Source organism: Neomoorella stamsii (genome assembly GCF_002995805.1).
Lineage (GTDB): Bacteria > Bacillota > DSM-521 > Neomoorellales > Neomoorellaceae > Neomoorella > Neomoorella stamsii.
The window spans coordinates 1-15,386 of record NZ_PVXL01000013.1; the positions used below are offsets into that span (position 1 = coordinate 1).

Here is a 15,386-nt window from a genome sequence, read left to right on the forward strand (position 1 = left end):
AAAGCGCCGCGTAGTTTGGGTTCGGCCGTTCCACACGCACCATTTCTAGCAGGTTCTTATCGTGCTTGAACATGCTATTCCCCCTTTCTAAGTCTATTATCCCATGCTGGGCTTCATGGTATGTACCCTGTTGAAGCATGTTTGATTTAATTGTTTGCCCGGACCAAGATGGAAAAGGCGTGGGAAGCCTGGGATGAAGCCGAATGGGCTTTCAAGGGGGAAACATGCGGCGGTTATAGGTGAAGTTAACCGCGCCTATGTGAAAGAGGGGTTGCTACCCAGGGAAGTGGGGATGGCTTCTTTAACAGGTATTCTGAATACATGCTTAAAAAACCTTGAAGATACGCTTTATTTATGATTAATTTAATCTAGTATGAACGGTAAACGGCATTTATATGATATTCTGTTGAGGTGACGGAAATGGCTCTGGAGCTGAAAGCGGAATCAAGGGATTATCGTTTGCCGCAAACTCTCGAAGTGATTCGGGGGAATATTGTCAAATACGGCAATCCCCTGGGCCTTAAGGGAAATGAGGTTGCTGGGTGGGCCAGAGATCTCAACCTGCCGCGGCAGGGGGATGTGCTTTTATATACCGGCGGCGAGTATCAACTGGTCCCCTACATTGATAGCCTGGTAGATATGCTCACCAGGATGAACCAGGGCAGCGTTGGATTTTCCCTGATGATGGGCGTCCGCAACCTGATCGACAGGGTGGGTATCAACCCCGAAAAGATTGTTGCCGGCGTGCGCTCCAGGGATCGGGAGCGCTACCGGGATGTCAGCCGCAAGGCCGCCCTGGTCCTGCAGGAGATGGGCCTGAAAATCTGTTATCTGGGCGAAGAAGAGATCTACAGCGGGGCTCTTCTTTATGAATACGGTTTCGTGGGCGACTTGCGTCAGCACGCCCGCAAGGTTGCCGAGTTAATTAATTCTACCGGCGCCAGAACCATCATCTGCCTATCGCCCCATTCGGCGGAAATTTTTAAGCTGATTTATCCTCAACTGGTGGAAAATTTTAATTACGAAGTTAAAACTTTCCTGGAAGCGGTCTACGATCTGGTTAAGGATGCCCCCGGGCGTCTGCCTACCGGTTTTTCGGGAAACGTAACGGTCCACGATTCCTGTCGCATGGCCAGGGAACTGGGTATTACGGAAGAGATCAGGGATATCCTGAGCAAGATGGAGGGAGTTACTTTAATAGAACCGGAGCTCAATCGGCGCTGGACGACCTGCTGCGGCGGGCCCGGCAAGGTCCTTTTCCCTGAATTGTCCGGGAAGATCGCTGCCCGCCGGGTTGGCGAACTCGCGGCCACCAATGCCGATCTAGTTATCACCTTTTGCCCTTATTGCCTAGCGGCTCTCGATAAGGGTCGGCGTGAGGGGCAAAAGAATATCCAACTTGAGGACTTTATTGAGTTTCTTTACAGGGGGATTGCCAAATGAGTTCGGTGCTGGAACGCTTGTTTCAAAAGTATACGGCGGAGCTTAATAAAGCCTCCGATAACCCCAATATTCAGCTAGCTCTTTCCCGGGCCGTTAAATCTTATCGAGATAATACCGAAGCTGCCCTCAAACGCTTCCCCCATACGACCAAGTTGGCCGAGGAAGTGCGCGCTATAAAGGAATCTGCCATCGAACGCATGGATGAGTTGGTGACTCAAGCCAGGCAAGCCATCGAAGCCAACCACGGCAAGACCTACTTGGCTGAATCGCATGAAGACGCCTTGAAATTGGCGGCGGACATCATTGGCACAGCGAAGATAGTGGTTAAAGGCAAGAGCATTTTGGGCGAAGAGCTGGAAATAAGGGACTACCTCATCGAAAAAGGAAACGAAGTCTGGGAAACAGACCTGGGGGAGTTTTTGTTACAACTGCGGCATGAAAGGCCCATGCACATCGTTTCGCCTTCCATTCATGTACCCCGGGAGCAGGTGGCGGAATTGTTTACCGAGTTTTTCGGCCGGGAAATTCCTCCGGATATTGCCGCCGAAGTCGGGGCCGTTAGGGAATTCATGAGGGAAAAGTATTTCAGCGCCCATTTCGGCATGAGCGGTGCCAACGTAGTGGCGGCGGACTGCGGAGCAATGGTTATTATTGAAAATGAAGGCAACGCCCGTATATGTACCGCCGTCCCGCCGGTGCATATCGCTCTGGTGGGGATCGAAAAAGTGGTGCCCACTTTCCAGGAGGCCATGAAAGTGGCCGAAGTTACCTGGCGCTATGCCAACTATCCCGTCCCCGGCTATGTAAATATTATCAGCGGGCCCAGCAAGACGGGAGACATCGAAAAGGTAACCGCCTATGGCGCTCACGGCCCTAGGGAACTACACGTTATCTTTGTGGATAACGGCCGCAGCGAAATGGCTGCCGATCCTCTCTTCAGACAGGGTTTGTATTGCTTAAGATGCGGGGGCTGCATGTACGAATGCCCAGTCTTTCAACTGACCGCCGGGTATTTCGGTTATCGTTATCTGGGAGGCATAGGAGCCATCTGGACGGCTTTCGTGGCCGGTGGCATGGATAATGCCGCACCGCTAATTTACACCTGTCTCCGCTGCGGCCGGTGCGTGGAGCGCTGTCCGGTAAGCATCGATGTTCCGTCTATGATCGCCGAACTGCGCCGGCGAATAGTTGAGCTTGCCCGTGAAGCCAGTTAATAAAAGCGACGCATTAGCGGCGACTAAGTAAGGCTCAGTAACTTCATTCTGGCGGCTCCAGGTATTACTCCTTTGCTTAACCGGCAACCCTCAGGTTAAATAAAGAAAAAGCTACCAGAAATAAAATCGATACCAGAGGAATGGAGGTGCAGGGAAATGAGTATTGCCCCGGCGGAACTGGCGGCAGGACGGGAACGGTACACTTATGAGGATTATTGCCGCCTGCCGGAAGGGTCGCCCTATCAGCTGATCGGGGGGGAAACTGGTAATGACACCGTCGCCTACACCCTATCACTAGATGATATCCATGAAATTGGAATTACAGATGGCGGGCTTTGTCCTGGAGAAAGGGCTCAGCTGGCAATTATCGAAGAGAAGCGCATTAAAGGCGCCCCGGACCTGGTGGTGGAGATTCTCGCCCCCGGTACCGGTTATTACGACCTGCGCAGCAAGTATAAGGTTTACGAAAAGAGTGGTGTTAGGGAATACTGGATAGTCGATCCCCAGCAAAAATCGGTACAGGTTTTTTGCTTGCAGGAAGGTAAATTTACCCTGGACCAGGAAGTGGAGCAACAGGGGGCAGTCAAGTCACGGGTGATAGCTGGATTGGAAGTCCGGGTAGAAAGTATTTTCTAGCAAACCCCCTGGGTCCCTTCGGACCCAGGAGGGCCACCACAAATCCCAGTTCCAGCTCAAATTCTCCTCGGGGCACCCGGTCGGGTCGGCCTGTGGCCAGGCCACTTGCACTCTTTCAAAGTGCTTCCCAGACCCGCATATACCAAAAAGGAGGAAATTTATGTGCAACCACCATGGTGGTTAAGTTTTTCAAGCATAATTATGTTATTTAATTTTGCTATAATGGCTTTATTTATCGGAGGTTTTATTTTTATACTCATAAAGGTCGCCTCTATAGACCGAGCTTTAAAAGAAATAGCCAAAAAACTAGATGATAATTAATGAATTGGACGGGATTACAGCCCCCTCGCGCTGCCCCCAGTTTTCTAAAGACCGGGCGATGAAGGCAGCCATAGTGAAGGGGATTTATAATAGCAGAAGGAAGGTAAAAATCAGGGAGGGATGACGGGCAATACCAGGAAGTGGGCAATGTTCATTGTTCATAGTGGCATAAACAGCGCTGACGGAGATGTTGATCTTATGCCCCGCACAACAATGACCATTCGTATAAAATACATCTCACATCTAGCAACATTAACCGGGCGTGAAAAAGAAAGTATTGACCTTCCTCTCGGTACCAGCCTCTCGGGCTTATTTAAAAACTTGGCCCAGAAATATGGCCACGACTTGGCGAACTATTTTTTAAACCCGGAAACTGGCGACTTCTGGCTCGGCGTAGCCATAGTTGTCAACAACCGACTGGTCGCCAGTTTTAAAGAAACCCCGCCACTACAAGACGGCGATGAAATTTTACTTCTCCCTGCTGCTGAAGGAGGCTGAGCAAGTGCCAGCTATTAAAATAAATGCTGCCCAATGTACCGGCTGCCGTACCTGTGAACTCATTTGCTCTTATCGCCACGGTGCCACCGGGTTTAACCCGGCCCTTTCCCGCATCCAAATAAAATCTCAGGGGATGAAGAAAGAGAACCCTACGCTCTGCCGGCAGTGCCTCCGTCCCAAATGCTTGGAAAGCTGTCCAAATGGAGCCTTAACCCAAAATCCGGAAACTGGAGTTGTAAGCCTTAATCCAGTACTTTGCAACTCTTGCGGCTCTTGTATAGAGGTGTGCCCCTTCGGGGCCATTGTAGCCCACAAAGAAACGGGTCTACCTTTAATCTGCGACCTCTGCGGCGGTGAGCCTGCCTGTGTAGCCCACTGCCCTAATAGCGTCCTAATATATGCCGTAAAAAGGAGGCGAGTAAATTGAACGACGGCTACGGCGGCACCATCTTAAAAATCGACCTTACTACGCTAAACATCGAAAAAATACCTATGCCCAAAAACTTAAAACATAACTTTTTAGGCGGTAACGGCTTCGGCATCAAATACCTGTACGACCTCCTACCGGCAGGCATTGACCCCTTATCTCCTGCTAATGTCTTAATCTTTGCCGTCGGACCTGCCACGGGTACTCTTATCCCTACCGCCTCCCGTTTTGCCGTCGTTACCAAATCACCCCTTACCGGTCTTTTTATCGATAGCTATGCCGGCGGCCACTGGGGCTCGGAACTAAAATATGCTGGCTACGATGCCATAGTGATAACCGGTAGAGCACCTCACCCTGTCTATCTTTATATAAACAACGACCATGTAGAATTAAAAGAAGCCACTCACCTGTGGGGTAAGACTACATACGCTACCGAAGAAATAATAAGAAAAGACCTCCAAAACCATGAACTTAAAGTAGCCGTTATAGGTCCAGCTGGCGAAAATAAAGTCAAAATGGCTTCCATCCTTGCCGGCACAAGGGTGGCGGCAAGGGGCGGCGTAGGTGCCGTCATGGGTTCTAAAAACCTAAAAGCCATCGCTGTAAGGGGCACCAGAGGTGTTAAAGTAGCTGATCCCGAGGGCTTAATAAACTTTTTCCGCGAATATATGGCTAAATTCAAGGCCAATCCCCTTACAGGAAAGGACCGTCCTCGCTATGGTACTACTGGTGGCCCGGCCAATAATAACGTCCTCGGTATTTTAGGCACACGCAACTGGCAAAAAGAAACTTTTGAATATGCTACCGACATTAGCGGCCCCAAAATCATAGATGAAGAAGGGAGACTTATCCGCAGTACAGCCTGTCTCGCCTGCCCGTTAAACTGCGGTAAGGTCCTCCAGGGCAAACTTAAAGATCAAGAAATCATAAACGAGGGGCCCGACTACGAAACCCTTTACAGTTTCGGTTCTATGTGCGAAGTAAACTCCTTTGACTTCATCTTGGCAGCCGACCGCCTCTGCGATGAATACGGCCTAGACACTATTTCTACCGGTGTTACCATCGCCTTTGCCATGGAATGCTTTGAAAAAGGGTTAATTACCGCTCAGGATACCGGAGGTTTAAAAATAACTTTTGGCGACCCGGAAATAATCCTTACCCTTATAGAACAAATCGCCTACCGTAAAGGATTCGGAGAAATACTGGCTGAGGGCTCCAAAAGAGTTAGCCAGATCATAGGAAGAGGAACAGAACAATATGCCATGCAGGTCAAAGGCCTAGAACCGGCTGGCCACAGTGCCAGGGGTCTAAAAGGAATGGCTTTAGGCTACGCCACCTCCAACCGTGGCGGTAGCCACCTTGATTACCGACCCGTCGTCGAGAGATCTGGTAAGGCCGACCGTTTTAGTCCTGAAGGTAAAGGTAAGATCGTTAAAGAGAACCAGGACATGTCTACCATCGGTGATTCCCTTGTCATTTGCCGCTTTACCGAGCCTGTTTTCGGTTTTTTCTTAGGCAAACCTTACGTCGATATCGTCAATCTCACTACTGGCCGCAATCTTGATCTCGTTGAATTAAGGCTTATTGCCGAGCGCATCTATACCTTAGAACGCCTTTTTAATGTACGTGAAGGCGTTACCCGCGCTCAGGATACCTTACCGCAACGTTTCCTACAAGAACCTATTCCCGGAGGCCCCTCTAGAGGCTGTGTTGTCAGGCTTGAGGAACTGAGGCAAATGCTGGACGAATACTACCAGGCCCGCGGTTGGGATGTAAAGACAGGGATACCTACGAAGGAAACTTTGGAGAAGTTAGGGCTGGAGTAGGTTATTTTTATCTTAGTTTTAACACTGGAGGGTCCAAGTACGGCGTTTAGGGCAACCAGTAGAAAAGCTATTATTCTGTTACGAAGCTGGTCCCTGCGGTTACGGGATCTACCGGCAACTAAAAGCCATGGGAGCGGACTGCCTGGTAGTAGCCCCATGCGTTAATACCGCAACGGCCGGTAGAACGAGTAAAGACCGACCGGCGGGATGCCAGGAAATTAGTTCGCTTACTATCGAGTGGGAGGGGGCGACTAGCCCCCGACCCCTCTCCTATGGGAGGAGGGCATCCGGCTGCCGGTGGCGGGGATGGCCAAGAAGTACCGCCAAGGCCGGGTGTTCCGCGTCACGTCCGCTTTGGAGCAGTTCTTTGCCAGTGGAAAACCTGCTACAGTCCGTTAGCGGCTCTCGTTAAGCTCCACCATTTGGCAGCAATATCAGATGGATTATCTACACGTAGCCCAATTGACCAAGGCCGGGTTGGACACCAGCACCATTGGCCGGCAGCTTGGCCTCCATCCAGATCTAGTCATTGAGTTCCAGGAACTCGAACAGCGGACTAGTGGCGCTACCCAACTGGCCGATTCGCTACCCGGGCGGCTACTTAATGGCCACCCTCTTCCTTTAGCGGGCGACGACGCTTGCAGCTTGTTTCTCGCTGAGTTGCAGTCGCAACACGGCTTCTCACCGGCCAAAGCCCATAGCTACTTAGTCCTACTGGAGGAACTGGCTGCGGAGAATCTGGCGCAGGAGCGACCCCCGGAAGCCGTCGTATACTACGCAGTAGCAGACCATGAGCCGCCTGGAAAGGCGCTCAGTGAGTGCGAATTTGTACCTGTCCAGGTATCCTACTACAGCGAAGGACCTCGAGATAGCCACCCTGGATACTTCAGCTACGTTTAGAGGTTGAAAAACGGCGAGCAGATACTCCGCTGGATGGCAGCTTCTTATCGGAGGCAGAAAAGGGTTTCCCCCAGATTAACTCTGCTATCGTGAACTACCCATACTGAAGGAAGCGATGCGCAAGAAGTTGTTCCCAGAATCATCCAACCAACGTACAAAGCGCTTAAAAATCGCGAAAATGAATGTCCCAAAAATCTAGGGCAAGCACGATAACTCTAAATTATATAGATGAATTAAGCAAAAAAAATTTGAGAGTTTTTATCAGAAAAAAATAATGATATAATATACTTAAAAATCAGGGGCTGAAAATTACAGCATGGTAACTGGAAAAGTTAGACGAAAAGTAATTGTTACAGGCCATGCTATGGCTCCAAAAGGAACAGTCTTGTATGAAAGAAATAAACTTATATCAGTAGCGGTGGAAATTGATTGGGAAAGCGGAGAAATTTTAAATGTAGATTCCACTTTTGCCACATCGCTGTGTAATAATTTTTTAAGGTATTTGTTGGTGGGGAAGAATATCTTAGAAAAAGATAAGATAAGGAAGGAAATAGAAGATAATTTTCTAGTAACATCTCAAAAATCTTTATTAAAAGCTTTAGAGATGGTAAGAGAACGTTATTGTTTATTAAAGTAAAAAGGTTTTACTTGAAAATTAATATCTATAAGGCTGCTCATTTACGCAGATCAGTCAACTTCTCTAATAAAAAAGGAGAAAGTTAGCCTGATCAAAGGTAGTAAGTGAATCAGCCTATTGGTATATCAATTTGATATACCAATAGGCTGATTTTTATTTATAAAACCCATAATTTAACCAAAATACATTTCCCTAGGAGGTATTTGCTATGACAAACGAAGGGGAAAAACTGCTAAAAGAACTAAAGGATGCCATCGTTAGCTGTCAGGAAGATGAGGCTAAGGTTAAGGCTCAAGAAATCTTGAAGGCAGGGATAGACCCAATATTCACCTTACAAACAGTAATGACGGAAAGTGCCCGAATTATTGGCGAGAAATTTGATAACGGCGAATACTTCTTACCTCATTTGGTTATGGCGGGAGATGCTATGATGGCGGCTAGCGCTATTTTAGAAAAGGCCATACCCAAGGAAAGTAATATAAAAAAAGTAGTAGTAATTGCTACTGTAGAAGCTGATATGCATAGTGTGGGCAAAAATATTGTCGGGATGATGCTCAAGGCAAGTGGCTTTGAAGTTTATGACTTGGGAGTCGACGTTAAAAGTAGCGAAATCATCAGGAGAGCCCAGGAATTAAATGCTGACTTTATAGCCCTGTCTTCTTTACTAACAACTACCATGCCTTATCAACGGGAAGTTATTGATGAACTAAAAGCCTATGGCATTCGCGATCGCTTTAAAGTAGTTGTAGGAGGGGGACCGGTAAGAAAAGATTGGGCTGATAAAATAGGTGCCGATGGTTATGGCAAAGATGCTATTGAAGCGGTAAAAGTATTTAAACAACTAGCTGGTATGGAATAGGGGTGATAAAGATGGTTTCGCTTTGGGATGTGCTTGATAGAGCTAGAAATGGTCAAAAGGTTCTCGAAAAAGATTTCGATATGGCTATCTTTCGTAAAGTGCAAGAGCTAAATAAGGAGTATAAGATCAAATATAATCCCGCCACCCCCATTCCAAGTGATGATCAAATGGCAGACAGACTTTTTGAAGCAGGCTTTAGACTCTATTTGGACTTAGGGAGCTATTGTACTAATACAGGTAGAGTAATTAAGTTTACTGAACAGGAGATTAAAGAAGCTTTGATGGCAGCACCCAGCGAACTGGTTTTAGGTGAAGGTAATGACGCGGTAAAAATGGTCCACCGGGATGTCGAAGGGGAGCAAGAGCCCATTGTTTGTGCCGGCATCCAGACTGCCCTTTACAGTGATAAAAAAATGGCTTTTAAGATTTATAAAGGTTGTGCTAAGGATAGGTGTGTTGATGGTATTTGGGGTGGGATATTAAGCAAGATAGAGGATAAATATGAAGTTATTGCAGGAACCCCATCAGAAATTTATGGTTATCGCTGTGCAACTGAGATATTGAGAGAAGCTATTGATGCTGCCGGGCGGCCTGGTATGTTTATCGTCAATAATGCTCCCACAAGCATAGCTACCATTGCTTTACATGATCGCCAAAAAGGTTTAAGACCATGTGATTTGTTTGAGACGACTGGTATCTCGGAGTTAAAAATAAATTTTGATGATCTTAATCGTTCCGCTTGGGGTGAAATTCACAACGCAGCTCTTCATGGTGCCCATAACTCCGTTATTGGTGGATTTTCGGGTACAATTGAAGGTGCCGCAATAGTTAGTGTGGCAGGTGCAATCCAGTTGCTCCTTGTGAATAGGGCTAACAATATTCGGCCGGGTAGCATTCCCTTCAAAACCAAGAGCCGGGCAACCAGGGAACATATTTGGGTAGCTAATATGGCCCTCCAGGCTTTAAGTCGTAATACGCACTTGATCCTGGAAGGCTCGATAGGCGATCATCCGGCAGCAGGCCCTGGTACAAGGCAGTATTTCATAGAAACAGCAGCCGGCCATATCGCTTCTACGGTAGCCGGGGGTCATTCTTTAGGTGGAACGAGAAAGTTTGTAATCGGCCAGACGGAAAACTTCGGTACACCGTTAGAATCCAGATGGATGGGGGAGGTCTGTAAAGCGGCGGTTGGCTTAACTAGAAGTCAAGCTAATGAAATAGTAAATAAACTCCTTGCGGAATATGAAAACCACTTTGAAGACGCTCCCTTTGGCTATACCTATGAACAGCTTTTTGATGTTGATAAAGAAGAACCCTTACCAGGTTATTTAAGTTTATATGAACAGATTAAGGAAGAATTTAAGGCCCTGGGTTTAAGATTTAAAAACTACTAGAAAGGTTGGAGTATATATGCTTAGTCTTTTAGAGATTGCCGAAAGAACCCAAACTGGTCCTAAAATGGTTGAAAAAGAATGGGATATGAAGTTTTTTCAGACCATAAGTCATTTAGTGAAAGAATACCAAATAAAATATCCTGGGGATGAATACTGGTTCAATATGGATGATGAACTGGTAGACCGGGCTTTTGAAGCTGCAATTGATTTTTTAGTGGAAATGGGAGTTTACTGTATTTCCACTAATCGTGTCGTAAAGTTTACCAAGGAAGAAATTCTTGAAGCCATTCATGACGCTCCCACGGAAGTAATAATGGGGGAAGGACGAGATGCCCGCGTCTTTAAGCAGAGGAAAATTGAGGGTAAAGAACCTTTAAATTTTTGCCCGGGGCATCATACGCCTTTTACTGAAGATTTAGCTTCATTAGTGGTCAAAAACTTTGCCCAAATTCCCCGAACCGATTTTATTGAAGGCTTTAATTTTCCTGCCATTGATGGTCGAGAAATAATCGGCTCACCAATGGAAGCCTATGCTGCCAGACGGCAATTAGCCTGGATGCGGGAAGGTATTCGCAAGGCTGGACGTCCGGGATTGGCCATTGTTTATTATCCCATTAATACCCGGGTAGCCTCACTCGTGGCAGGGATGGACCCTGATTATGGTTTAAGGCGTACCGATGGTATTCTTCTGTCCTTGCTTCCTGATCTTAAAATGGAGCATGACATGCTGGCAGCAGCGATAACTTACGAAGATTACGGTTGCTTCAAACTGAGCGGTAGCTTTGCCCTTGCTGGAGGTTTCTGTGGAGGTGTGGAAGGGGCGATTATTGAGGGTATTGCTAAACCTATAGCGGCTACTATGGTTTACCATGATTACATTCATTATACAGGAGTAGAACACGTACAGTCGCTAAGTGCACAAAAGATTTTACTTCAACCCTATAATTGGGCCCGTTCAGTAGTTAACCAGGTGTTAAATACTAAAACTCATGTTATTTGCATGGCCTGGGTAATACCTACCAGCGGGCCAGGTACTGAAAATAATTTATTGGAGAGTGCTATTCGCTGTATTGAGGCACCCCTTAATGGCGCGAATTTATATGCTCCGCGCCACAGTCGGTCACGTCTTAATGGCGGCCAGACACCCCTGGAAGCCGAATGGATGCTGGAAGTTTCAGATGCAACCATCAGGGCCGGCCTTGATAGGGTTCGAGCGGGGGAGATCCTTAAAAAGATTGCTGCTAAGCTGGAAGGCCGGCAGCCGGAGCAAGGATACCTTATCCAGGAATGCTACGATCTGGTCCATCACCGCCCCAGCGAACAGTATAAAGCAATCTATGAGGGGGTGAAAGAGGAGTTAAGTAAATTGGGGCTGGCTTTCATTTAAACTGGAAAGGGGGGAATTTAATTAAATAAAGCAAAATACCCTAGCAAAAGCAGGAGACCTTGACTGGCCTGTGAGTTATCTTTTGGGAAAAACTCACAGGCTAAATCCGTATCTGTTTTTACCATCGGTCCAGGGAAACCTTCATTACGTGGAAATTAGTAAAGGAGGCAAAAAAATGGCTATTAGCCCAAACCCCATAGTTGAGCCCCAGGGGGCTCCTATTCCCAAAACATTTTGGGAATATGTACGTTCCTTTGGGCCAGGTATTGTTGTAGTGTTGACATGGTTAGGGGCTGGAGATTTAGTCGACTGTTCTGTAGCAGGTGCTCATTATGGTTATGCCTTAATGTGGGGCTTAGCCTTGGCTTTACTTGTCCGGTATGCTTTGGTAAGCATCATTGCCAAATACCAGCTAATGAATATACAAGGGCATACAATCCTGGAGGGGTATTCTAAAGTTTTTCGATTATATCCCTTTATCTTAGGCCTTGGCGGGGTAGCATTGGGACATTTTTATGAATCTTATACAATTTCAGGTTCAGGAACAGCCCTTTACCATCTTACTGGTATAGGTTCACCACTAATATGGTCAATTATAGCCGTAATTGCAGCAGTAGGGATAACTGGTAGAACTATATATAATTATCTTGAACTTGCAGAAAAGATTATTTTAGGGTTTCTTGCTATAAGCCTCATCGGTGGTGCAATTGCAGTTAAGCCCAATATAGGAGAAATTGTTAAAGGCACTTTTGCCTTTGCCGTTCCTGAGCAGGTGGGCCCTTTTGGAGCTATTATGGTGGTTGTCTCTCTTATCGGAGCTGTTGGTGGTTCTCTAGCTAACCTGCTTTACCCTACCTTTATGCGCCAGAAAGGGTATATTCGACCAGAACACCGTCGTGTTCAGATGTACGACATGCTTTTTGGTATTATCGTTATAATTGTGCTAGATCTGGCAGTATGGGTTATGGGGGCGGAGGTACTTCATCCCCGAGGTATTACCATTAGTAATTTTACTGATTTAGCCAGACTGCTGGGTGAAATGCTAGGGCGCTTTGGAGAAGTGCTTATTTACCTTGGCGTTTTAGGTGCCTGTTTTAGTTCTGTTATTGGCTACGCCGATGGCTTTCCCCGCATGGCCATGGAGGGTCTCTATGCTTCCATGCCGGAAAGGAAAGCGAAGTATGGCAACAATTATGCCAGGGACCCTATATTCCGGATATTTTATTTCCTTGTAGCAATTTTCCCCTTGATTTGGTCTATCCCGGGAATGCCGGGCTTTATCTGGCTGACCGTAGTTGTTAATGCAGCTCAAATAATCCTTCTCCCCCTGGTATCCATTGGTTTATTAGTCCTGATAAACCGGAAGGACATATTAGGAAAGGAAGCGGGGCGGCCCCTGGATAATATTTTACTAATATTCCTAACTGTACTAGCTTTTTGGGGAGCTTACCAGACTGCTATCGGTTTATTTAAATAATCTACGGTAATACCAGGAGATAGCGCGTCGTGTATATAGGCGCGCTATCTCCTGGTTAATTTTAATTTAAAAAAGGAAGGTGTCTTACGTGGCCAGATTCATAAAACTTAACAAAAGAGATGTTATTGTCATTGGTGGGGGTTCAGCAGGGATAGCTGCTGCTCTCAGTGCTGCCCGCGTAGGAACTAAAGTAATTTTAGTAGAAAAAGGGTCAACGTTAGGTGGAATCGCAGCTATGGGGTATTGCTTTCATACTTTTTATAGCCATACTGGCAAACAAGTTGTCCACGGTATAGCCCAGGAAATAATTGAGGATTTAGTAAATTTAAAGGCAGCCGTAGGGCATGTTCGCTGGCCAGGTGGTAGGCTTTATGCTGTAACAGCTTTAGATCAGGAGATCTTGCGGGTAGTGGAAACTGAAAAACTTCTTGAAGCAGGTGTTGATCTGTTATATCATTCCCTTGTTAAAGACGTATTGATGGACGGCGCCAAAATATGCGGCGTGGTAGTCCAAAATAGAAGCGAAACGATTGTAATTCCAGGAGAAATTATAATTGACGCTAGCGGTGAAGGTGATGTAGCGGCCATGGCCGGAGCCCCGTATGAAAAAGGGCGGGGTGACGGTAAAATGCAGCCTGTAAGTATGATGTTACGTATGACTAATGTTGATCTAGAGAAAGTAGCTGCCACTGTACCTGTAGATTTGCCAGTTCTCCGCGGCGTTAAACCAGGGGGACAAAAACCTTCGCCGATGTATATTTCCGCACTACTAACCCCATGGGAAAAAATTTACCTGCAAATGGGGCTCTTTGGTGATTATCACCACCAGATGTTCATTAACTCTATTTGGGAAAACGAAGCGAATATAAACATCTCACGTCTTGTTAACTTTGACGCTACTGATTTTGACCAGGCCAGCAAGGCTGAAAGTGCAGGGAGGCTTGAGGCATATAAAATCTATCGCTTTTTGCGAGAGAACATTCCTGGATTTGAAAAATCTAATATGATTGCTTCTCAAGGTGTAGGTGTCAGAGAAACACGGCGTTTTGTTGGCGAGTATGTTCTTTCAGAAGAAGATGTCCTTAAAGGTGCTAAATTTGATGATTGTATTGGTCGCAGTGCCTACCCTATTGATATTCATGATCCTGAAGGTAAAGGAGTAAAGTTTACTGAAATTGGTGGTGATGGCGCCTATGATATTCCCTATCGGTGCCTGTTGCCGCAAAAAGTGGAAAATTTATTAATAGCAGGCCGGATAGTATCGGCAACTCATAAGGCCTTGGGTTCTGTAAGAAGCATCACATCTTGCCTGGTTATGGGGCAGGCGGCAGGAGTAGCAGCTGCTTTGTGTGTTAAAGAAAATAAAAGCCCACGTGCTTTATCAGTTAAATTACTTCAGGAGTATTTGCGTGGGCAAAATGTTAATTTAGGCCAACCTGAAATGGAGAATGATCGGAAGTTTTTAGTAGAAGTAGAATAAGAAGGATTCATGAATCAGTTATTTAATGAAAGTTATTATCCTGGAAATTGCCTAAATGTACCAGGGATCTAAAAGGCGTTTACACGTGCCCGCTTACGAATCTGAGCCAAGCCATTATGGATTGTAGGGTCTCTTTTTGGCGGTTTGCCATAAATGATGACGGCTGCATAAGCTACCACTTCCTTGCCCCGACGCTTCTTATTTCTTGGCGACGCCTGCGTTTCCACTTAGTATGGTACACTGAGACATAGAGGCTCTCTCCTCCCGGTGTGGAATGGTTGTGGGTCCATCCCTTTTTAAACGGAAGGAAGGGCCTTTCAAAGTAAGTAACTCCCAAATTTATTTCTGGCTTCTTGGTGGACAAATGTCTCTTGATACTATACTTTTAAGGATAGAAGCCATAACTATGCTAGCCATTGTCAATTCCGTCGTCCTGGTAGGCCTGGAGGGGCATGAAGTCAGGGTAGAAGTGGACATCAGTAGCGGGCTTCCTCTTTGTGAGAGTACTGAACGTCTGCAGCACCCAGGAATTTCCCATTATGGGACGAATATTTCCAGAATGAGAACGCGGGTATTTATAAATTCTTAAAGATATTTCTCTTAGGGGCTTAATTTATGAGATTTATCAAGATGAAAGACAGCGCCCAATAGCTGTGAATATTGGCACGGATATTGCTACATGTTTTTAATCAGGGAGGTGATTTATTGGTGCGTTAGAGAGTAAGTAAAGGAGACGTCCATGATTATTGTTATGTATTTAACCTACATTTCGCGAGGCAAGATTACCAAATTAGGAATTTATTCCATTTCTGAACTTGGAAGGTACTAGCAACAACTACGTAATGCTTTCTGGCTCCATTGATTAAGAACCTGATGATAATCAACAG

The 15,386-nt window shown here is 46.3% G+C and carries 15 protein-coding genes and 1 pseudogene; all 16 read left to right on the forward strand.

Annotation, left to right across the window (positions count from 1 at the left end; translation table 11 throughout):
* Positions 1-193 precede the first annotated feature (193 nt).
* Positions 194-358, forward strand: coding sequence for a hypothetical protein (locus MOST_RS17120; protein WP_157049475.1), 165 nt, complete (start codon positions 194-196; stop codon positions 356-358).
* 62 nt (positions 359-420) lie between these two features.
* Positions 421-1,443, forward strand: a complete 1,023-nt coding sequence (locus MOST_RS01525) for a (Fe-S)-binding protein (protein ID WP_054936439.1) — start codon at positions 421-423, stop codon at positions 1,441-1,443.
* Entirely contained in the window at positions 1,440-2,657 is a 1,218-nt protein-coding gene (locus MOST_RS01530) for an LUD domain-containing protein (RefSeq protein WP_054936438.1), read from the forward strand. The genes MOST_RS01525 and MOST_RS01530 overlap by 4 nt, the downstream gene beginning before the upstream one ends.
* A gap of 156 nt (positions 2,658-2,813) precedes the next feature.
* Complete coding sequence (locus MOST_RS01535; protein ID WP_244267003.1) at positions 2,814-3,293, forward strand: Uma2 family endonuclease; 480 nt, start codon at positions 2,814-2,816, stop codon at positions 3,291-3,293.
* Between the two features lie 162 nt (positions 3,294-3,455).
* Complete coding sequence (locus tag MOST_RS17125) at positions 3,456-3,614, forward strand: hypothetical protein (RefSeq protein ID WP_157049474.1); 159 nt, start codon at positions 3,456-3,458, stop codon at positions 3,612-3,614.
* Positions 3,615-3,734: 120 nt separating this feature from the next.
* Positions 3,735-4,112: a MoaD/ThiS family protein gene (locus MOST_RS01540; RefSeq protein ID WP_083476571.1), complete on the forward strand. Its 378-nt coding sequence runs from the start codon at positions 3,735-3,737 to the stop codon at positions 4,110-4,112.
* A 133-nt stretch (positions 4,113-4,245) separates the two neighbouring features.
* The gene (locus tag MOST_RS18390) at positions 4,246-4,539 is read left to right on the forward strand and encodes a 4Fe-4S dicluster domain-containing protein (protein WP_422879866.1); all 294 of its coding nucleotides are present in this window, start codon (positions 4,246-4,248) and stop codon (positions 4,537-4,539) included.
* Positions 4,536-6,365: an aldehyde ferredoxin oxidoreductase family protein gene (locus tag MOST_RS01550; protein ID WP_054936435.1), complete on the forward strand. Its 1,830-nt coding sequence runs from the start codon at positions 4,536-4,538 to the stop codon at positions 6,363-6,365. The genes MOST_RS18390 and MOST_RS01550 overlap by 4 nt, the downstream gene beginning before the upstream one ends.
* A 76-nt stretch (positions 6,366-6,441) precedes the next feature.
* A pseudogene (locus tag MOST_RS17760) lies at positions 6,442-6,607 on the forward strand (IS110 family transposase); the annotation flags it as partial.
* A 196-nt stretch (positions 6,608-6,803) separates the two neighbouring features.
* The gene (locus tag MOST_RS16910) at positions 6,804-7,265 is read left to right on the forward strand and encodes a hypothetical protein (RefSeq protein WP_054936434.1); all 462 of its coding nucleotides are present in this window, start codon (positions 6,804-6,806) and stop codon (positions 7,263-7,265) included.
* A gap of 316 nt (positions 7,266-7,581) precedes the next feature.
* On the forward strand, positions 7,582-7,902 hold the full coding sequence (locus tag MOST_RS01565) for a DUF3870 domain-containing protein (protein ID WP_083476569.1): 321 nt from the start codon (positions 7,582-7,584) through the stop codon (positions 7,900-7,902).
* 208 nt (positions 7,903-8,110) lie between these two features.
* A complete protein-coding gene (locus tag MOST_RS01570) occupies positions 8,111-8,761 on the forward strand; it encodes a cobalamin B12-binding domain-containing protein (RefSeq protein ID WP_054936432.1) in 651 nt (216 codons plus the stop codon).
* 11 nt (positions 8,762-8,772) lie between these two features.
* Positions 8,773-10,155, forward strand: a complete 1,383-nt coding sequence (locus MOST_RS01575; protein WP_054936431.1) for a monomethylamine:corrinoid methyltransferase — start codon at positions 8,773-8,775, stop codon at positions 10,153-10,155.
* Positions 10,156-10,171: 16 nt separating this feature from the next.
* Positions 10,172-11,542, forward strand: a complete 1,371-nt coding sequence (locus tag MOST_RS01580; RefSeq protein ID WP_054936430.1) for a monomethylamine:corrinoid methyltransferase — start codon at positions 10,172-10,174, stop codon at positions 11,540-11,542.
* Positions 11,543-11,612: 70 nt separating this feature from the next.
* Positions 11,613-13,019 (forward strand): Nramp family divalent metal transporter, encoded by a 1,407-nt coding sequence (locus tag MOST_RS01585; protein ID WP_129588637.1) that lies wholly within the window; start codon positions 11,613-11,615, stop codon positions 13,017-13,019.
* A gap of 88 nt (positions 13,020-13,107) precedes the next feature.
* Positions 13,108-14,499 carry an FAD-dependent oxidoreductase gene (locus MOST_RS01590; protein ID WP_054936428.1) on the forward strand — a complete coding sequence of 464 codons (1,392 nt, stop codon included), beginning with the start codon at positions 13,108-13,110 and terminating at the stop codon, positions 14,497-14,499.
* Positions 14,500-15,386 lie beyond the last annotated feature (887 nt).